The sequence below is a fragment of the Caulobacter sp. GW821-FHT05F04 genome, from assembly GCF_059419665.1.
In genome coordinates this window covers 334120-353836 of sequence record NZ_JBWKSF010000002.1, presented here as the reverse complement: position 1 = coordinate 353836, position 19717 = coordinate 334120, and the positions used below count along the sequence as shown (strand labels likewise).

General features: G+C 67.4%; 17 protein-coding genes. 3 read left to right on the top strand and 14 right to left on the bottom strand.

All coding sequences use genetic code 11. From position 1 onward, the window contains the following. Window positions 1-16: 16 nt before the first annotated feature. From AC07R7_RS06150 to AC07R7_RS06125, 6 genes are all read right to left on the bottom strand, one after another. Window positions 17-2248 (bottom strand): TonB-dependent receptor, encoded by a 2232-nt coding sequence (locus tag AC07R7_RS06150; protein ID WP_494634519.1) that lies wholly within the window; start codon window positions 2246-2248, stop codon window positions 17-19. 245 nt (window positions 2249-2493) lie between these two features. Beyond that, window positions 2494-3657 (bottom strand): patatin-like phospholipase family protein, encoded by a 1164-nt coding sequence (locus tag AC07R7_RS06145; RefSeq protein ID WP_494634518.1) that lies wholly within the window; start codon window positions 3655-3657, stop codon window positions 2494-2496. 119 nt (window positions 3658-3776) lie between these two features. Next, window positions 3777-4745: an AraC family transcriptional regulator gene (locus AC07R7_RS06140; protein WP_492887991.1), complete on the bottom strand. Its 969-nt coding sequence runs from the start codon at window positions 4743-4745 to the stop codon at window positions 3777-3779. A 4-nt stretch (window positions 4746-4749) separates the two neighbouring features. Then, window positions 4750-5826 (bottom strand): acetamidase/formamidase family protein, encoded by a 1077-nt coding sequence (locus tag AC07R7_RS06135; RefSeq protein WP_494634517.1) that lies wholly within the window; start codon window positions 5824-5826, stop codon window positions 4750-4752. Between the two features lie 13 nt (window positions 5827-5839). Next, window positions 5840-6631 (bottom strand): 4,5-DOPA-extradiol-dioxygenase, encoded by a 792-nt coding sequence (gene ygiD, locus AC07R7_RS06130; protein ID WP_494634516.1) that lies wholly within the window; start codon window positions 6629-6631, stop codon window positions 5840-5842. After that, complete coding sequence (locus AC07R7_RS06125; RefSeq protein ID WP_494634515.1) at window positions 6628-7851, bottom strand: aromatic ring-hydroxylating oxygenase subunit alpha; 1224 nt, start codon at window positions 7849-7851, stop codon at window positions 6628-6630. Before AC07R7_RS06125 ends, ygiD begins: the two co-directional genes overlap by 4 nt. 272 nt (window positions 7852-8123) lie before the next feature. Here AC07R7_RS06125 and AC07R7_RS06120 point away from each other — a divergent pair, with 272 nt between their 5' ends. Genes AC07R7_RS06120 through AC07R7_RS06110 form a run of 3 tightly spaced genes read left to right on the top strand, consistent with a single transcriptional unit; the run spans window position 8124 to window position 10345 of the window. Next, a complete protein-coding gene (locus AC07R7_RS06120) occupies window positions 8124-8981 on the top strand; it encodes a TauD/TfdA dioxygenase family protein (RefSeq protein WP_125156891.1) in 858 nt (285 codons plus the stop codon). Between the two features lie 22 nt (window positions 8982-9003). Continuing rightward, the gene (locus AC07R7_RS06115) at window positions 9004-9837 is read left to right on the top strand and encodes an oxidoreductase (RefSeq protein ID WP_494634514.1); all 834 of its coding nucleotides are present in this window, start codon (window positions 9004-9006) and stop codon (window positions 9835-9837) included. A 22-nt stretch (window positions 9838-9859) separates the two neighbouring features. Beyond that, complete coding sequence (locus tag AC07R7_RS06110; protein WP_494634513.1) at window positions 9860-10345, top strand: VOC family protein; 486 nt, start codon at window positions 9860-9862, stop codon at window positions 10343-10345. Window positions 10346-10435: 90 nt separating this feature from the next. Here AC07R7_RS06110 and AC07R7_RS06105 read toward each other — a convergent pair whose 3' ends face one another. The 8 genes from AC07R7_RS06105 to AC07R7_RS06070 form a co-directional block, all read right to left on the bottom strand. Continuing rightward, the gene (locus AC07R7_RS06105) at window positions 10436-11248 is read right to left on the bottom strand and encodes a TauD/TfdA dioxygenase family protein (protein WP_494634512.1); all 813 of its coding nucleotides are present in this window, start codon (window positions 11246-11248) and stop codon (window positions 10436-10438) included. A gap of 15 nt (window positions 11249-11263) precedes the next feature. Beyond that, on the bottom strand, window positions 11264-11758 hold the full coding sequence (locus AC07R7_RS06100; protein WP_494634511.1) for a flavin reductase family protein: 495 nt from the start codon (window positions 11756-11758) through the stop codon (window positions 11264-11266). Further along, a complete protein-coding gene (locus tag AC07R7_RS06095) occupies window positions 11758-13143 on the bottom strand; it encodes a zinc-binding metallopeptidase family protein (protein ID WP_494634510.1) in 1386 nt (461 codons plus the stop codon). The genes AC07R7_RS06100 and AC07R7_RS06095 overlap by 1 nt, the downstream gene beginning before the upstream one ends. 3 nt (window positions 13144-13146) lie before the next feature. Next, window positions 13147-13800 (bottom strand): cysteine hydrolase family protein, encoded by a 654-nt coding sequence (locus AC07R7_RS06090; protein ID WP_494634509.1) that lies wholly within the window; start codon window positions 13798-13800, stop codon window positions 13147-13149. Further along, window positions 13797-14861, bottom strand: coding sequence for an LLM class flavin-dependent oxidoreductase (locus AC07R7_RS06085; protein ID WP_494634508.1), 1065 nt, complete (start codon window positions 14859-14861; stop codon window positions 13797-13799). The genes AC07R7_RS06090 and AC07R7_RS06085 overlap by 4 nt, the downstream gene beginning before the upstream one ends. Window positions 14862-14888: 27 nt before the next feature. Next, window positions 14889-16193 (bottom strand): MFS transporter, encoded by a 1305-nt coding sequence (locus tag AC07R7_RS06080; protein ID WP_494634507.1) that lies wholly within the window; start codon window positions 16191-16193, stop codon window positions 14889-14891. A 64-nt stretch (window positions 16194-16257) separates the two neighbouring features. Further along, window positions 16258-18672 (bottom strand): TonB-dependent siderophore receptor, encoded by a 2415-nt coding sequence (locus AC07R7_RS06075; protein WP_494634506.1) that lies wholly within the window; start codon window positions 18670-18672, stop codon window positions 16258-16260. 360 nt (window positions 18673-19032) lie between these two features. Continuing rightward, entirely contained in the window at window positions 19033-19716 is a 684-nt protein-coding gene (locus AC07R7_RS06070) for a response regulator (RefSeq protein WP_492888004.1), read from the bottom strand. Between the last annotated feature and the right edge of the window lies 1 nt (window position 19717).

Sequence of the window (19717 nt, the reverse complement as noted above, 5' to 3'; positions counted from 1 at the left end):
GGCGGTCGTTGCCTGACTAGAAAGCGTAGTTGACGCGAACGCCATAGGTGGCGGGCTGGCCGGGCGCGGCGATGTCGATCAGCGGCAGGAAGAAGTTCCGCGTCAGGTCGTACTTGGTGTTGAAGACGTTCTTGGCGAAGGCGGTCAGCGCCCACGGCCCCTTGGCGGGCGACAGGGTCACGCTGGCGTTGGCCAGCCAGTACGAGTCAACATCGTAGCGCGACCCCAGCAGCAGCGGCTTGGTCTTGTCGTGGAAGGCGTAGTCGCCCTGCGCCTCGACCTCGTAGTCGCCGACGGCCCAGGTATAGGACACGTCGCCGCCGTAGCTGAGCGGAGGAAAGCCGACCTTGGCCCCGCTGCGCGAGATATAAACGGCGTGGCCTGACGCGACGCTGGCCGGGATATCCAGATCGTTCGTGTATTTGTCGAACTTGCCGGTCTTGTAGCCCAGCGACTGGCCGATCCGGAGATCCGGGACCGGGCGCCAGGTCAGCTCCAGCTCACCGCCGTAGATGTGCGACTTCTGAGCGTTGACGATGGCCCCGATCGGACCGTTGTTGATGTCGTAGATCGCCGACTGAACCTGCTGGTCCTTGTAGTCGTAGTAGAACACCGAGCCGTTCAGCTGCACGGTGTTGGCCGCGAAGCTGGACTTGAACCCGGTCTCGTAGGCCCAGAGGGTCTCGGGCTTGAAGCCGTCGACGGCCGCGGCGTCGCCACGATTGTAAGAGGTGAAACCGCCGGACTTCGTGCCCTTGCTGACGCTGGCATAGAGCAGCACGCCGTCGACCGGCTTGTACTCAAGGGCCAGCTTGCCGGTCACCGACTTGTTCTTCAGCGACTTGTCGTCGGTCGGACTGAAGTTGGTCGGCGGCGCGCCGGGGGCGAAGACGCCGGCGGTGACGAAGTCGAACTGCTGGCGCTTTTCATCCTCGCCGCGCAGGCCGGCCACCAGTTTCAGCCTATCGCTGAGCGCGTATTCCACCTGGCCGAACAACGAGGCCGAGCGGACCTTCTGGCTGTAGGTCGTGCGGGTGTCGAACAGCAGCGACTGGTAGAAGTCCGAATAGAAGGCCTCATCGATGGTTTCGCGCGAATAGTAGCCGCCGACCAGCCATTGCAGCGGGCCTTCGGTCTTCGACGAGGCCCGCAGCTCCTGTGAGAACACCTTGGCGTCGGTGTCGAAATAGGTCCCGGCATAGGCGTACTGGGAGGCGTCCCAGTCGTTGTATTCCTTGCGGTGCAGCTTTTCGTAGGACGTGATCGACACCAGGTCGACGCCGCCGGTCTCGCCGTGGGCGCGCAGGGAGACGCCGCTGCTCTTGGTGTCATGGAATGGCTTGGCGTTCGCGGCGATGCCGGTCAGCGTCGCGAAGGCGGCCGAGCCGCCCCAGCCGGTGTTCTTGCGGCTGGCATCGGCGGGGATGGTCGGCAGGCTGGCGTTATAGCCCAGAGGATTGAACAGATAGAGTCCGGTCGGCTCGGACTTGTCGTAGCCGGCATGGACGCTGAGCAGGACGTCGGCCTTGTCGTTCGGCGTCCAGGCCAGTTGGCCGCGCACCGAGCTGGTGTCCTTGTCGCCCAGCTTCTGACCCGTGGCGCGGTTCTTCTGCCAGGCGCCGCCGTGGTCGGTGACAAAGGCCAGGCGGCCACTGAGCGTGTCGCCGAGCGGTCCGGACACGTAGCCCTCGGCCTTGAACGCGTCGTTGTTGTCGTATTCGGCGGTCACGCCGCCGGCCAGGCTGTTGGTCGGCCGGTTGGTGATGAAGTTGATCGCGCCGCCGGTGGTGTTGCGGCCGTACAGCGTGCCCTGCGGGCCGCGCAGCACTTCCACGCGGGCGATGTCGAACAGCAGGCCCTGGGTCTGGGCCTGGATCGGATAGGCTACCTCGTCGACGCTGACGCCGACGGTCGAGGAGTTGTTGGACGCGTAGTCGTCGAAACCGACGCCGCGCAGGCGGAAGCTGGGCTGGCCGCTGCCGAACTGGGGCGTGATCTCCAGGCTCGGCGTGGCGTACTGCAGCTGGTTGACCGTGGCCACGCCGCGCGCGACCAGCTGTTCGCCGGAGATCACCGACAGGGCGACGCCAACGTCCTGGGCCGATTGCTCGCGGCGCTGGGCGGTGACGATCACCTGCTCGACGGCGGCGTCGCCGGAAGCCTGGACGCCGGCCTGGGCCCACGCGGCGCCCGCGAAAGCCACGCCCAAGGCCCCGGCGGCGGTTCCGATAAGAAGACGCTTGATCACTGCTCTATCCCCTTGTCGACGCCGGGAGAATGCGCCGGTTCTGCGGGACCAAAATTCCTACTGAAACAATGGGAATTGAAATGGAGATTTCCTCCCCAGAGGCCAAGCTTCTCTAATCACCGTTCAACAGGCGGGGAAAATCCGATCGGAGGCAAGCCTCAACGGAAAGCCGGGGATGTAGCCTTCGGGACGAGTCTGGTCCCCTCGTCACCGGTCGCCGGCAATTTCGCCCGGGCGGAGGGGTGTCATAGCGAGTTCAAGAACTTTTCCCAGGGCTCCAGGCGCACCGCCGGTGTGTCCCAGAAACCCGCCTTCGCGGCGGCCGCGCGACCGGCCTCGAACGAGGCTTTCATGGCTTCAGTGTCGAAGTCGAGCATGGCGCCGTTGGCGGTCGTGGCCGGGCGGGCGGGGATCGAAGCGACGCTCAAGGGGATGTTGTTGCCTATGCAGAACGTGGTCACGACATTCAACGCCTGACGGTAGGAGACCCGCAGCATCGTGTCGAAGCTGCGGATCAGGACACCCGGCAAACTCGGTGATGTCGTGCGCGGCGACGGGTCGATCACCGTGTTGATGAGGACGTAGACGCGACCGCGCCGCAGTCGCCGGCCGACCCGCAGCCAGTGCAGCAGGGCCTCGGGCAGGATGAACAGCGGCGTGGTGACGCCGCCGTCGACATGCAGTTCGTCGAAGGGCTCGCCGTCCGCTTCGCAGCGGATCAGCCGCGGCGGAAACAGGCCTGGCATGCTGGCCGAGGCGGCGAGAACCAGCCGGAACATCTCCACGGCCGAGGATCCGCCCCGGCACGCGATCTCGCCCATGTCCCATATGGCCGGGCGTTGGCTGTCAAGATCGGTGGTGGCGATCAGCAGGCGGCGGTCGCGGCGATGCTCGACGGCGACGGCGGCGACCAAGGCCTCGTCGATGAACGGAGCGATCAAGCCATCAAGGCTCTCGGCGGTCATAAGCCCCCCCTGGAGCACGCCCGCGAGCGCCGTCCACCGGAACTGCTCGGCCGCGCGCCCCCCCGTGTAGGCCTCCTTCAACCGCTCGTCCCACGCCGGGCCCAGAAAGGCGAACGGCGCGATCAGGGCGCCCGTGCTCACCCCGGTTACGATATCGAACCGGGGACGGTAGCCGGCCAGGCCAAGGCCCACGAGGGCCCCGGCGCCATAGGCTCCGCCCGCGGCGCCGCCAGAGATCGCGAGCACGTTGAACTCGTCGCTGCCCAGCCGAGGATGGGGAAGCGCCAGGCGTTCGGCGGCGGCCTGGAGCGAAACTTCCGCTTCCTCGAAGCTCAGTCGCACGCCCGCGAAGCCGGTGGGTTGGGCCAGCGGCGATGACGGCGCGGGCAGGCGGCGAGACCAGAGTTCGTCAAACTGCGGCCAATCAAACTTGTGATCCGACACCGCAGCCTCGCCTTGAGCGTCCAAGAGCGAAGCTTCATCGCCCGGGAATGATGAAACCCAACCTTATGCGCGCATCACTTGATCAAGGTCAAAGCGGGAGCACTTTGATGGTGGCGGCCTCAGCTCAAGGCCTCGGCGTCGGCGTGGCCGCGGCCCTGCCTGAACTCGCGGGGCGACAGGCCGTACTGCTCGCGAAAGGCCCGGCTGAAGTGGGCCGAGCCGTTGAAGCCCCAGCGGAAACAGATCTCCGAAATCGACAGCCGGGCGTGCTGGGGGCTGGCGAGATCGATCCGGCACCGCTCCAGCCGACGCGAGCGCAGATAGTGGCTGAAGGTCTCGTTGGCCGAGGCGAACAGCTTTTGCACGTAGCGCGGCGAGACCCCCTCCTCGTCCGCGACGCGCCGCAGCGACAGCTCGGCGTCGGGCAACAGGGTCTCTATGGTCTGGCAAAGTCGCTGCAGGTGCGCGGTCGGGGTCGTCGTCTCATAGGCGTCGGAGACCGCCGCCCCCTGCTCGAGCAGGCATTGCGCGAGAAACTCCGTGAAGGCCAGGTCCACCGGCCGCAGTTGGTCGACGGAGAGGTTCTCCAGCTCCTCGGCGGTCGCGCGCAGCAGGTCCGAGAGAATGCGCGGCACGCCCTTGGAGCCATCCAGCCAGCCGACCCGCAGGTTGAAAGGCCGGATCAGCCGGTGGTCCAGCGCCACGCGCGGCGCGCGGACGAACAGAAGCCGCGAGCGGGTGTCGAGCCGCAAGGCCGCCGCCTGTCCCGTCGGGCCGAAGGCGATGTCGCCCGCCCCGACGCTGACCGCCAGTTCGTCGGTGACTAGGGTGGCTTCGCCATTCAGCAGGACCGCCAGCCAAATCGCCGCCGGTTGCGCCGTGAGGCGGCCGGCGATCGTCTGGGCGCCGGCCTCGACCAGAGCGAATTCGATCCCCAGCGGCGAGGTCAGGCAGACGACCGACGCGGCCGCCGGCTCGTTGTCCGACAATCCCTCGATCGGCAGGCCCAGGCGGCTCATCGCCTCGCGCCAGGCCTCCGCGCGCTCGGCGCGGGGGTGGCTTTCGGTGCTGAACGACCAGGCCTTCATGGGTCTATGCCTTGAGCTTTGGAAAGATGTCGCGCGGGATCCTGACGTGACAGCCCTGGGTGCCGTCGACCACCTGGGTGACCCCGAAGTCGGCCGCCACGCTCATCAGCGAATAGGCGTCGTTCTTGGACAGGCCGACCTGGTCGCTGAGCAGGCTCAGCATCTTGGTCGAGGCGTCGCGCATGGCCAGGTTCAGGTCCTCGTTGAAGCCGTGGACGATCCACCACTTGGGCGTCTCCAGCAGCGGGCCGGGCGTCTGGATATCCTTGCGCAGCACGATCTGCATCAGGACGTTCAGCGAGCTCTCGATGGCCGTGCCCGACAGCTCGCCGTCACCCTGGCTGACATGCGGGTCGCCGATCGAGAACAAGCCGCCGTCGACCTGCACCGTGTAGTACATCGTGGCGCCGGCCCCGATGCGCCAGTTGTCGATGTTGCCGCCGTGCTCGCCGGGCGGGATGGTGCTGACGCGACCGTCGACGGCGGGCGCCACGCCCGCGGTGCCCAGGTGCGGCCGGGCCGGAATCCGGATCCCCTTCAGGGCCGGCTGGCGGTCGCATTCGGGACAATGGGTGATCGTGCCCGGGATCAGGTACTTGCCCTCGAAGTCGTAGGCGTAGAGGGCGCTGGCGGTGTTGGTGTTCGGATCCAGCTCGTAGATCGTCACCCGCTCCTTCTCGCCGAACTCCTTGTAGAGATAGCCCCAGTTGGCCGCGAGGTTGGAGCCGTAGTTGTTGCGCGGGACCATGCGCAGGTAGCGCACCTCCAGCACGTCGCCAGGCTTGGCGCCCTCGACATGGATCGGGCCGGTCATGATGTGGACGCCCGGGTTGCGGTCGTCCTCCGGGATCTCCTTGAAGATCCGGGTGACGCCTTCGTCCATCATCAGCTCGGGCGCGTCGCCGGCATGGTGGGTGATCGCCTCGGCCTGGACCAGGTCGCCGCTCTTGATCCGCAGCGACGGCGGCGTCGAAGGATCGAAATAGCCCCAGTGCACGCTCGTGGGCGTGGCCTTCAGGGTGTGCAGGGCGCCGGGAACGACGTCCGGGCGGGTCTGGCCGGGTTCGCAGATAAAGGGCATCGGGATCTCCGGGTCAGGCTGCGGCGCCGAGCGTCACGCTGGTCATGCTCAGCGAGCCGTGCTCGATATGGTCGGGGGCGAAGGTCGGGATGTCGCCGGGCAGGCGCGCGCCCAGCACGTAGAGCAGCGGCCAGTAATGGTCGGGCGTCGGCACGGAGCGCTTGGCGTCCTGGCCCTGGCTCTCGAAGTCGACGGCGCGCTGCGGGGCGTCCTCGACGATGGCGGTCTTGATGTAGTCGTTGAAACGCCGCGACCAGTCGTAGGGCGCGCAGTTCCGGTCGCCCCAGTCCATGGCTGGCAGGTTGTGGACGATGTTGCCCGTGCCGACGATCAGCACGCCCTCGTCGCGCAGGGGCGCCAGGCGCTGGCCGATCTCGTAATGCCAGGCGGGCGGTTTGCTCGCGTCCATGCTGAGCTGCACCACCGGCACGTCGGCGTCCGGGAACGCCTTGCCCAGAACCGACCAGGTCCCGTGGTCCAGGCCCCAGCCACTCTCGTCCAGGGCTACAGGCGTCGGGCTAAGGACCTCGCGCACCCGCGCGGCCAGTTCGGGCGAGCCGGGCGCCGGGTATTGCTGGTCGAACAGCGCCTTGGGAAAGGACGCCCCGAAGTCGTGGATGGTGCGCGGCCTGGTCATGGCCGTCACCGCGACCCCGCGCGTCAGCCAGTGGGCCGAGACGCAGAGGATCGCCTTGGGCTTGCCGACGGCGTCGCCCATGGCCTTCCAGGCCCGCGTGGTGTCGTTGGTCTCCAGCGCGATCATCGGGCTGCCATGACCGAAGAAGATGACGGGCAGACGGCTCATGCGGCGGCCTCCGTACTGGCGGGGGCGGGCGCGTCGCCGGCTTTCAGGGCGGCCCAGGTTTTCTGGTAGCGCGGCGTCAGCCAGCGGTTGAACTGCACCTGCGCCCCCTCCTGCCAGGAGTAGCGGCCCCGGATGGCGAAGCGCGAGCGCAGGCCCTGCTGGACCAGTTCGTCGACATGCATGTCCTGGGCGATGATCTTGCCGGCCGAGGTCATGATCATCTCGAGGCGCTCTTCGAAGCCGGGGCTCTCCGTGGCGCCGGGCGCCACGAGGATTCCCGTGTCCTGCTCCATGGTCTCGGGACCGGTCGGGCGCAGGATCAGATAGATGACCATGTCGCTGGTCATCACCAGCGACAGCGTCGGCGGGATATTGGCGAAGGTGGCGCGGTTGCGGTCCTCGTCGGTCAGGTTCGGGAAGACCGGCAACACCGCCTTCTGCGTCGGGTTGAAGCTGGCGTCGGCGTGCAGGGTGCCGTTGTAGCGCAGGAAGCCGGCGTCGCCCTCGCCCGCCTCGGGGAAGCTGCACAGCTCGCTCGGAATGAAGTCGTGCAGCGGCCCGCGATGCAGCTTGCTGGCGTGGTAGCCGTCGTTGTTGTTCTCGAACATCACCTTCCAGTTCCAGGCGAACTGGCCGGTCATCGGCGGCGAAAGGCCGTCGGCGTTCGAAAGATCGTAGTTGGCCACGGCCGCCTCGACGGTCGCCAGGCGCGGCGCCAACGGCGGGGCCTCGGCGTCGAAGTTGATGAAGATGAAGCCCAGCCAGACCTCGACCTTGAAGGTCGGGAGCTTGATGGCCTTCTTGTCGAACTCGCAGGTCCGCTCCATGGCCGGGGCGTTCACCAGGTCGCCGTTCAGCGAATAGACCCAGTGGTGATAGGGGCAGACGAAGCCGCGTGTATTGCCCCGGCCCTCGGCCACCAACATGGCCCGGTGCTGGCACACGGCCGACATCGCCTTGATCTGGTTGTCGCGGTTACGCGTGACGATGATCGGCTCGCCGATGATGCGGGTGGTGAAGAAGTCGCCGGGCTCTTTCACCCAGTCGACGCGGCCCACGCACAGCCATTCGTGATTGAACAGCGCCTCCTTCTCGAACTCGTAGAAGTCGGCGTCGACATAGCAGGCGGGTGGCAGGGTCTCGGCGGTGTCGACGTTCCGCATCGAGCGGGAAAGGCCCTCGAAGAAGACGTCGCTGAGAAGGGGCGGCCGCGGGCTCATTGTGAAGCGCTCTGCAAGGGCGGAAGTCGACCATCACGCTAGGACCGCACCGTGAGCCGGTCTTGCCTCAGCGCGCACGAAGAGTTGGTCAGCAACCGTCCTCCACGGCGCGACGCCGGGTTTGCGGGCGCTCGGCGCCCCGGCGACGCTTCCGGCGCCTAATCCGGAACCACACCCGGCGCCGCCGAGAAAGCTGTCGTGCGCGCTGAGACAAGACCGCCACCCTCGCCGCGCCTAGGGTCATGTCGTGGACATCGCCCACGGAGGACGCCATGACGCCGACCGCAGACATCGCCATCAAGGATCTGAAGCCGGGCTTCGGGGCCGAGATCTCCGGCATCGACCTAGCCTCCGCCCCGGACGCGGCCCTGGACCAGGTCGTCGACACCTTCCACCGCCATGGCGCCATCGCCCTGCGCGACCAGAAGATGACGCCGGACGACCTGATGCGCTTCATCGGCCGGTTCGGCGATCCCGAGGACCACACCCAGACCCGCTTCACCCTGCCGGGCTATCCGAAGATCTTCATCCTCAGCAACCGCCTCGTGGACGGCCAGCCGATCGGCGCCCACAACGACGGCGTGGGCTGGCACACCGACTACAGCTACAAGCCCGAGCCGGTCATGCTGACCATGCTCTATGCGGTGGAGGTGCCTGACGAAGGCTCCGACACCCTGCTGGCGGACGGCTGCGCGGCCTGGAACGCCCTGCCCGCCGACAAGCAGGCTATGCTGGAGGGCCTGCGGCTGCACCACAGCTACAAGCACTTCATGGCCACCCGCCAGTTCGGCCAGCAGCAGACCCTGTCGCCCGAACTGGAAGCGGCCAATCCCGACGTCGAGCACCCGCTGATCCGCACCCACCCCGCCGACGGCCGCAAGGCGCTGTGGCCCTCGACCGGCACGGTGACCGAGGTGATCGGCATGCCCGGCCCAGCGGGCCTGGCCCTGCTGGACGAGTTGGTCGAGTTCATGACCGAGGAGCGGTTCGTCTATCGCCACAAGTGGCGGGTCGGCGACCTGCTGATGTGGGACAACCGCTGCACCCTGCACACCGGCACGCTGTACGACGACACCAAGTACATCCGGACCATGCACCGCCTTTGGGTGAAGGGCGACAAGCCTTACTGATCCCCCTTTCGGTGGAGTTGGCATGACCAAGACCTGGATGATCACCGGCGTCTCCGGCGGCCTGGGCCGCGAGATCGCCCGCGCCGCCCTGGAGCGGGGCGACATCGTCGTCGGCACGGTGCGCAAGCCCGAGGCCGTCGCCGCCCTCGAAGCGCTGGCGCCCAGCCGCGCCCACGGCGTCGTCATGGACGTCACCGATACGGCGGCCGTCGCCGCCGCCGTCGCCAAGGCCGAAGGCGTGACCGGGACCATCGACGTCCTGGTCAACAACGCCGGCTATGGCCTGGTCGGCGCGGTCGAAGAGGCGTCGCTGGACGAGGTTCGCGCCCAGTTCGAGGTCAATGTCTTCGGGCCCCTCGCGGTCCTGAAGGCCGTCCTGCCCGCCATGCGCGCACGTCGCGCGGGGCGGATCATCAACATCACCTCGGTCTCGGGCCTGGCCGTCTGGGCCGGCACCGGCGTCTACTGCGCCAGCAAATGGGCGCTGGAGGGCCTGACCCAGACCCTGGCCCAGGAGGTCGCCGAGCTCGGGATCCGGGTCGTCAACGTCGCACCCGGCGGGCTGCGCACGGACTTCGCCACGGGCTCCAAGGTCATCGTGGCCGACAAGCTCTCCGACTATGACGGCCTGGCCCGCGACGCCGAGCGGATCATGGCCGACCACGCCGGCCAGGAACCCGGCGACCCGGCCAAGGCGGCCCGGGCGATCCTGATCATCGCCGACGCCGAGGCCCCGCCGATGCACCTGCTGCTGGGCGAGGACGCCCTGAAGTACGCCGGCTACGCCGCCCAGGGCCTGGCCGCCGATATCGACGCCTGGAAGACCCTGAGCCTCTCCACCGGCTTTGACGCCTGAACCCCGAACGCGAGCGCACGCCTTGACCAACACCCTGATCTTCGTCGACCTGGCCTCCGAAGACCCGTCCGAAGCCGGCGACTTCTACGCCAAGGTGTTCGGCTGGCAGAACGACGCCCGCCCCGAGGGCGTCTATCACCGCATGGTGCCAGGCGGCTTCTTCAAGAAGCCCGACGGGACCGACAGCGAGATCGGCAACCTGCACCTGGGGATCTTCAAGGCCGCCAACGCCCGTCCCCACCCGGAGCCCGAGGGCGTCGAACCGCGCACGCTCAGCGCCGACGGCCGCAAGCCACGCGTGTGGGTGCTGATCAGCGACGACGACAGCGCCGACCGCATCCTGGGGACCGCCGAGGACCTGGGCGCGACCGTGCTGTGGAAGAACCACTACTGGAAGGAATTCAACGGCTACAACCACGCCTTCCGCGACCCGTGGGGCAACGAGATCGTCCTGTGGGGCAAGGCGGGTCCGGATCCGCAGGTGCCGGCGGACTTCACCCGCGAATAGCCAAACCGCCGCGCTCGTCCTGGGCGCGGCGTTCCGCTCCAAAGCCGCCAAGCGCCGCCGTTTCGCACGGCGGCGCTACACACGATGTGATCAGAACGGCTTGTCGCCAGCGATCGTCACCCGATAGCCCGTGCGGGTGTCGGGGAAATAGTCCCAGATCGCCTGGTGCCAGGTGCAACGGTTGTCCCAGAAGGCCACCGAGTTCTTCTTCCAGCGGAACCGCACCTGAAAGTCCGGATTGCTGGCGTGCTGGTAGAGGAAGTTCAGGATCGCGCTACTCTCGGCCTTGGACACGCCCTCGATGTGGGTCGTGTAGGACGGATTGACGAACAGGCTCTTGCGGCCGCTGACCGGGTGGGTGCGGACGATCGGATGGGTCGAGCAATTGTACTTGCGGTCGATGTCCGGAAAGATCGCCTTGTAGACCGGGTTGGCGTCGTGCACCGCGGAAAGGCCTTCCAGATAGGCCTTCATCTTGTCCGACAGGGTGTCATAGGCCCAGTACATGCTGGCGAAGCAGGTGTCGCCGCCATCGTCGGGCAGGACCTTCATGTAGAGGATGCTGCCCAGCGGCGGTTCGGGATCGCAGGTCAGGTCGGAGTGCCAGTTCTCGCCGGCCACGAACTTGGAATTGGCGTCGGCGTGGATGGCGACGATCTCGGGGTGGTCGGGCAGGCCCGGCACGCCCGAGTGGATGGCCAGGTCGCCGAACTTGCGGCCGAAGTCCTTGTGGGCCTCGTGCGACATCTCCTGGTCGCGGAAGAAGATCACCTGGTGCTGGGTCAGGGCCTGGTGGATCTCTTCGAACTGACGGTTCGAGAGCGGCTTGCCCAGGTCGACGCCGAAGATCTCCGCGCCGATCCGGCGGGTCATGGGTTTCACGTCGAGCACGTCGTAGGCCATGCGGCGCAACTCCAACTATGCGTTCAGAAAGCCGCCGCGCACATAGACGAGCGGCGTCTTGGTTTCGTCGGTGACCACGCGCAGCACGCGTCCGACCAGAATCTCGTGATCGCCGCCGTCGTGGGCGTCGCGCAGTTCGCACTCGATGGCCGTCACGCAGCCGGCCAGCAGCGGCGCGCCGCACATCCCGGCCTCGACGGCCGTGAGGGCGAAGCGGTCGTCGGCCCCGCTCTTGGCGAAACGGTAGGCCAGGTCGCCCTGCTCCCGGGCCAGGATGTTGACGCAGAAGGTCCCGGCCTGGCTCAGCGCCGCCAGGGTGCGGCTGTCGCGCTTGAGGCAGACCATGATCAGCGGCGGGTCCATCGACACCGAGCTGAAGGCGCTGACCGTCGTGCCGACCAGCCAGCCTTCGTGGCAGGCGGTGACCACCGTCACGCCCGCCGCGAAACTGCCCATGGCCTTGCGGAAATCGGCCGGCTCCGGCGCGTGGTGTCGAGGCGCGGCGTTCATCACGCGTCCCCGAACGGGTTGTCGGGATAGACCGCCGAGGCCGGGCGCTTGGCGGCCTCATCGGGACTGGCGCGGCCGCAGATCGCCAGGGCCGTCAGGGCGTAGATCAAGGCGCTGTCGACCAGGTCCTTCGGCGTCGGCCGCCAGCGCCGGAAGCCGGTGGTGATGGCCGGAATCCGGTGCATGTTGAACACGTTGTGGTCGCGCCACATGCTGGAATAGACCGGGTTGGCCAGGGCGACGGGATGACCGAGGCTCAGCTGGGTGGCCACGTCCACGGCGCCGACCAGAGGGGCCACCTCGGCGGCGTCGGCCTCGAAGCCGTGGCGCACGACGACCGGCTCGATGTCGATCCGGCCCAGGCCGGCCTCGCGGACCATGGCCTCCAGCGAGTGCTGGACGTCGGCGATGCGCTGCTTGGGCGTCAGGCCCACCTCCAGATAGAGGTTCACCAGCTCGGTCCCCGCCCCGAAGGCATAGGGAATGCCGCCCCGGATCGAGGCGATCTGCGACTTGGGCTGGGCCACGCCGCCGGGGCTGTCGTAGCGGCTCTTCTTCTCGTACTCGCCGCTCCAGGCGTGGATCGCCTCGGTCAGCTTGCCGATCTTGTAGATCGGGTTGGGGTGCTGGGCCGCCGTGGCCGGATGCTCCAGGAGCGGCGTGAAGACCCCCTCGCCCCAGACCTGGAACCGGAACACCGCATAGCCGCAGCCGACCCAGGTCAGGCCGAAGTCGCAGCCCTCGGCGGCGATGGCGTAGTCGGGCGCGACGCCGCCGTGATGGAACAGGTAGTGGGCCCCGATGTCCTTGCCCATATAGGCCACGCCCCGATGTTCCTCGATCGGCTCGGGGCCGATCTCGCCGGGACAGGCCGTCAGGTACATCTTGCCGGCCAGCTCGTAGCCGGCCTTCTTCAGCGCCTTGGCCGCGATGAGAAAGCAGCTCATCGGCCCACGATCATTGGCGATCGGATAGCCGTAGAGCTTGCCGTCCTCCAGCCAGCACTTCTCCCACTCGGGATTGGCCAGGGTGTCGGGGCTGTACTTGTAGGCGTCGAGGTCGGGGTTCCAGGTCGGCGCCTCGGTGTCGAGGTGAGCGGTGAACAGCAGGTTCTTGCCCACACCCTTGCCGCCGTGCGTGCCGATGATGTTGGGCCGCTCGGGCGTCGCCCCGACCTTGCGCGGCGAGAAGCCCTCGCGCGCCATCCAGTCGTGGACGTAGTTGGCGACCTCCAGTTCCTTGCCGGACGGCGCGGGAATATTGCCCAGGGTCAGGGCCAGCTCGACGATCTCGGCCTCGTCGATGGCGGCGGCGATCGCCGCGCGGTCGGCCTCGGTGACCTGGTAAGGGGCGCTGGCGCCCAGGTTCGGAAATCCATCGGCCATGGGTCAGGCGCTCCAGGCGTGCGCGATCGCCGCCGTGTCGGTCAGGATCGCGCTGTTCAGGTCCATCACCTTCAGCGAAGCGGCGTGGATATCGGCCTCGTAGGCGGCGCAGGCGTCGGCGGCGACGAACACATGGTAGTCCAGGCTGAAGGCGTCGCGGACGGTGCTGTCGACGCAGCACTCGGTGGTCAGGCCCGCCACGACCAGGGTGTCGACGCCCAGGGCCTTGAGCCGCGCGTCGAGATCCGTACCGCCGAAGCCGCTGTAGCGGGCCTTCTTCACCACCGTCTCCCCCGGCAAGGGCTTGGGGCCGTAGAAGTCCGAGCCAACCTCGCCCTCGCGGCACAGGGCGCTCTCGTTGTCAGGATCGCCGCCCCGACGCCGCATGCGTTCCTTCCAGCTGGAGGAGTCGGTCTCCGGCGACGTGAAAAGGCCCACGAACACCACGGGAGTCCCTGCCCCGCGCGCGGCCTCGACCAGCCGCTCGGCCGCCGCGACCGCCGGCTGGACGACCGCCATGTCGACATAGGCGCCCAGGGCCCCGTCGGGCGAGGCGAAGTCGACCTGGATGTCGATCACCAGCACCGCCGTGCGCGACGGCGCGATCCAGGCGGCCAGTCCTTCAACGACTCCAGCGCCAGTCGTCACCGCATTCACGAGAACACCGCCCGCAGGCCCGGCAGGATCTCGGCGCCGAACATGGTCAGCCCCTCGACATAGTCGGGGAAGATCATCATCAGGCCGTCCAGCTCGCAATAGCGCAGGAACTCCTCGATCTGGTCGCCGCAGGTCTTGGGCGAACCGACCACGGTTTGGGTCATGAACGCGCCCTGGGCGGCGGCCACGGTCGAGAGCTTCTCGGCCGGCACGCCCCAGCTTTCCAGCATGGCCAGGATGGCGCCCATGTCGGCGCCGCTCTTGTAGTACTCGACCTTGGCCTCCGCCTCGGCGTCGGTGCCGCCGTGGATCACCGTGCACATGGCGAAGGTCTTGATGGTCTTGCCCATGCTCTCGGCCGCCTTCTTGGCCCGCAGCGAGGCGTCACGGCGCTCGTCCGGCGTGCGACCGCCGATGAAGCAGATGTCGGCCTCGCGCACCGAGAACTGGAAGCCCCGGTCGCTCATGCCGGCGCAGACCAGGTCCGGGCGCGGCTTGGACAGCGGCTTGGGCTTGGACTGGCAGTCCTTCATCGTGAAGTACTTGCCCTGGAAGTCGACGCTGTCCTCCGACCACAGGCGCTTGACGATGGCGGTCCATTCCTCGGTCAGGGCGTAGCGGTCGTCGTGGGTCATGGAGTCGTCCCACGCCCCCATCTGGTCGAACTCGCCCTTATAGGCGCCGGCGACGATGTTGAGGCCCGCGCGGCCGCCGCTGATGTGGTCGAGGGTGGCGATCATCTTGGCCGCCACCGCCGGGTTCTGGAGCAGCGGATGGATGGTCGCCCAGATCTTCACGGTCTTGGTGGCCTCGGCGATGCCGGCCATCATGGTGACGGACTCCAGGGCCGTGCCCCAGTGGTCGGTCTCGCCGCCGAAGCCGCGGAACTTGCCCATCGACATGACGAAATCCATGCCGACCTCGTCGGCCTTCACGGCCGCCGCGCGGTTCTGCGCATAGAGGCCGTCGAGCGTCGGGGCGGTCTTGGAGATGATCCAGCCGCCGTTGGCGACCGGCAGGAAAACCCCGAAATCCTTGTGCTGGGATGGACGGTGGAACATGACGCTTCTCTCCTGATCCTCGAAACTCTAGGCGGCGTCGCGCAGCAGGACGGGCGCGGGAGCCGGAACGGGCGCGACCGTGGTTTCTTCGACGCTCTTGCGCGGCGGACGCATGAACAGCGCGGCCACGAAGATCACGCCGATCACGGCGGCGAACACTTGGAAGGTCGGGGCGAAGCCGCCGAGACGGTCTCGCATGAAGCCTCCGATGAAGGGACCCAGGGCCGACACCGCGCCGACCAGGCAGACCATCGAGAAGAGCTCCAGATTGTTCTTACGGCCATAGTAGTTCAGCAGAAGGATGCTGACGGCCAGCACGGTCATGCCGAAGCCGACGCCGACTCCAAGGGCGAAGACCACCATCATCGGCCCGGTCGTGGCCCCGGCCAGGGCCAGCAGGCCGACGGCCATCATCCCCTGCGCGCCGGCCAGCAGCCAGCGCGGATCGACGCGATCCCCCAGCAAGCCGCCGCTCATCCGGGCCACGACCTGCATCAGGGATTCCAGGCTCAGCGCCGCCACGGCCACGGTCGAGGCCACGCCCAGCTCGCCGAAGTGGCTGGGAGCCAGGCTGACGGCGGTGACCCCGCCCAGCAGGTGGGCGAAATAGGCCGCCAGGATGACGTAGAACTGCGGGGTGCGGATCGCTTCCTTCACCGTCCAGTCGACCGTGGTGCGGTAGACGCGGGCGTTGGCGGGCTGGGCGGCGGCCTCTTCGGCCACGGCCTTGTCGGTCTCGACCGCCGCGTTCTCCAGCCAGGCTCGGCCGCCGACCAGGGCCGCGGCCAGGACGCCGACGACCGCCGAGGCGACAGCCTGCCAGGCCCAGTACGGCCGCCAGGCGCCGCCGGCCATCTCCATGCCGGCCAGGGCCATCCAGGGTCCGACGACGCCGCCCAGCGAACCGATCGTGAAATAGATTCCGAACGGCAGGGCGCGCTTCTTGAACAGCATCGACAGCAGGTGCGTGCCTGGGATCAAGGCCATCATCTGGTAGCCAACGCCCAGCAGGGCCGTGCCGGTCAGATAGACCGGCAGCCCATGGGCCAGGGTCAGGCAGACGAAGCCGGCGATCATCACGGCCGAGCCGGCGATGATCGTGGCCCTCACGCCGATCTTGCGGATCAGCAGGGCCGGCAACCAAGACGAGCCGCCACAGAAGGCGCCAAGTAAGGTGAAGCCCAGGAAGGCCGAGGCGAAGCTCCAGTGCTGCTCCTTGATCATGGCCGGCAGCACCACGCCCAGCGACGAGAACGTCGAGGCGGTGATCAGGAACAGCAGAAGGGAAAGAGCGCCCAGGAGGGTCCAGGAACGCCATTGGATCGTCGACATCGCCATCGAGCCTCCATGCAAAGCTCGCGGCGCGTCCCTGCCGGGGCGCGCCGCGCGGGGGGAACTAGAATTTCCGGGACAGGGTCACGCGCCACTCGCGGCCTTTGCTGGGCAGCGCGCCAAGGTTGGCGTAGCTGTCCGCGTCGGGCGTGAAGTAGAGCTTGTCGAACAGGTTATCGACATTGAGCGTGGCCGTGTACGGACCGTATTCGTAATAGACGCTGCCGCTGGCCAGCCAGTAGGCGGGATAGGTCACGGCGTTCTGGACGGTGCCCGCGGTCTTGGTCACGTGGGTCACGCCCAGCGTTCCGCCGACCTTGCCCCAGTCGTGGTCATCGCTGGTGTAGGCGCCATAGAGGCTGACCACCGACTTGGGGATCAGGGTGTAGTCGTAGTCGCCCGCGCGGCCCGGCAGACTGCTGAACGCCCAGACGACATAGGTGCCGCCATAGGCCTGGGCGCCCGGCACGCCGGCGGTATAGGCCGGGATGTACTGGAACGAGTTGTCGGGCCCCTTGACGGTCGTGTGCTGGGTGTTGCCCGAGAAGGTGAAGCTGAAGTTCTCGCTGGCCAGCCAGCGCACTTCCAGCTCCACGCCCTTGGCGCGCGTGCCGGTCGGGGTGCCGGTGATGCCGGTCAGCTGGGTGCGGTTCTGGCGATACCCCGCCAGTGAGCCGACCAGCGTGCCGCGCAGCCACTGGAACTTGAAACCGGCCTCGGCCAGGTCGCTGTTGGACAGCCAGGCGTCGCTGGGATCGGCCACCAGGCCCGGCGCGATGTCGCCCGCCTGGCTCATCTCCAGGGCCGAAGCCTTGGCGTAGGTGATATAGGGCATGATCCCGGCCGGAGCCTTGTAGGTCGCGCTGGCGCTATAGGTGAACTTGCCCTTGCTGGCCTTCTGCTGGCCGGCGATCTGGTAGCTGAGATAGCCCGTGTCGTTCGACTTGACGTCGTAGTCGTCGTAACGGCCGCCCAGCATCAGGTTCAGCTTCTCGCCGACCATGATGTCGGTCATCGCGAAGACGCCCGCCTGCTGCCACTCGCTCTTGTTGTCATTCTCCCAGAGCAGGCCCTGCACCCCGGCGCCGGTCTCGGTCGAGAACGGGCTGTCGATGATGTCTGTGGGCGTCGCGCCGAAGCTGATGTCGCGACGGTCGAGGGCGATCAGGCCGCTGTTGTAGCTTTCCCGGCGGCGGCCCTCGAAGCTGCGATAGGAAGCGCCGACGAACGACTTGGAGGTGATGATCCCGGTATCGTAGGCGAAGTTGTAGGTCGCGCGCGCTTCCCACACCTTGCTGTCGAACCAGGCCGGATAGCCGTAGCTGACGAAGCGCTTGTTCTCCTGGTCGTCGTAGAACAGCTGCAGCTTGATCGCGCTGTCCGGCGTCAGTTCCTTGGCCAGGTCGTAGTAGAAGGTGTTGGTGCGGGTCTTCGAGAAGTCGGCCCCGCTGATATAGACCGTGCGCGGATCGAGCTGGGTCGTGCCGACGCCGGTGTCCAGGGTGTGCAGGGCGTCGGTCGACGGGAACCCGTAATAGGCCTGGTACAGGGCGCTGGAGTACGGATAGAAGCCGATCTCGTTCGGCGTCAGCCGGCCGTTGCCGTCCGTGTCCTTCAGCGTGGTGTCGCGGCCGGTGACATAGGTCTGGTTGTCGATCAGGTTCTGGGTCAGGCGGTTCCAGCCGGGCGTCTGAACGTCGCCGTCGGAGTGGTAGAGCATCCCGCCAAAGGCCGTCGTCCAGCCGTTGCCCAGGTCGAAGTCGGCCGAGACCTCGCCGGTCTGCCGGCGCGGATAGATCCCCTTGTAATAGCTGTGGGAGTCCTCGACCTCGCCATAGAAGTAGATTCCGCCGGTGACCGCGCCGAAATTGGCCGGCAGGCCCAGCTGGGCGGTCGCGTTCTTCTTGTTGTACGAGCCATAGGTCAGGGTGACCTCGCCGGTCGGCTCGGTCAGATAGCCGCCCTCGTTGCGGCCCGACTTCGGAATGAAGTTGAGCATCCCGCCCACCTTGCCCGAGCCGTAGATCGGCGTCGGCGGGCCGCGCACGATCTGGATCTGGTCGGCCGCGCCGATCGGGGTCGAGTAGGTCCCGCGGTTCTCGATGCGCTTGAAGCCGCGGAAATAGTTCTCGGCCAGGGTGCCGCGAATGTTCAGCGCGCCAGGCACGCCGTAGAAGCTGGCCGTGTAGGTGCCCGGCGACACGGCGGTCAGGCCGTCGATCGTCTCGATGCCATAGCGCTGCAGCGTCACGTCGCTGACGAAGCTGGCCGAGCGCGGCGTTTCCAGCAACGGCTTGTCGATGCCGAAGACGGTGTTGTTGGGCTGCTTCTCGAGCAACCCGGCCTTGTCACGCGCCTTGACGATCACCTCGTCGACGGTGTCGGACGGCGTGGTGGTTTCGTCAGCGAAAGCAGCCTGCGTCTGCGCCAGCAGGACTAGGGCGGAACAACCCGCCATCAGTAGCCGATAGGTCGACATGCGGTCCTCATTCGAGGTCGTCGCGCCCACCGCCTGCGGCGGTTATCCCCAGGTCGACGCCTCGAAACGATCATCCGCCGGTCCCGGCCGGCATCGAGGTTTGGCGCGTGACATTTCACTGAAAATGTCGCGCTCGCATGGATGTTGAGCCGTCAGCGCTCGTAAAAGCCGCTCGCTGACCGCGAAACTTGCTTGGAGGCGAACCACACGGGCCTTAAAGCGTCCACCCGGCAGGCGCGCAAGCCGCTCGCGGCGCGCGAACCCGACCCCGATCATCCAGCGGGTCGAGCCGAGTCCGACGCGCGTGCGCCTCGGTGACGTGGCTAGATTGTGCTCGGTGTTGGCTTTGCGGGGCACAGGTCACGGGCTGTAGAAGCGGTAACCCACGCCCGCTTCGGTCAGGATCAGCTTGGGATGGGCCGGGTCCGCTTCGAGCTTCTGACGCAGCTGGCCGATGAACACCCGCAGATATTGCGTGTCGTGCATATGCGCGGGTCCCCAGACGGAGACCAGCAGCTCCTTGTGGGTCAATACCTTGCCGTGGCCCTGCGCCAGCCTCGACAGCAGGTCGTATTCGCGCGGCGACACCTTGACGATCTCGCCATCCCGCGTGACCAGCCGCCGCTCCAGGTCGATCTCGACCCCGCCCGCCCGGATCACGGCCTCGCCGCCGGGGAAACGCTGGCGCTGGCGCAGCGCCACGCGCAGGCGCGCCAGCAGTTCGCCCACCCCGAAGGGCTTTTCCACATAGTCATTGGCGCCACGATCGAGCGAGTCGATCTTCTCGATCTCGCGATCGCGGGCCGAGAGGATGATGATCGGCCCGTCGTAGAACGCCCTCGCCTGTTCCAGCACCGTCTTGCCGTCCATGTCAGGCAAGCCAAGGTCGAGCACGACCGCGTCCGGCGACCAGACCGCGATGCCCTTCAAGCCCGAGGCGCCGTCGTCGGCGCGAAGAGGATCGTAGCCGGCGGCGGTCAGCGCCGGCGCCAGGAAGCGATGGATTTGCGGCTCGTCGTCGACGATCAGAATACGCGGACGCATG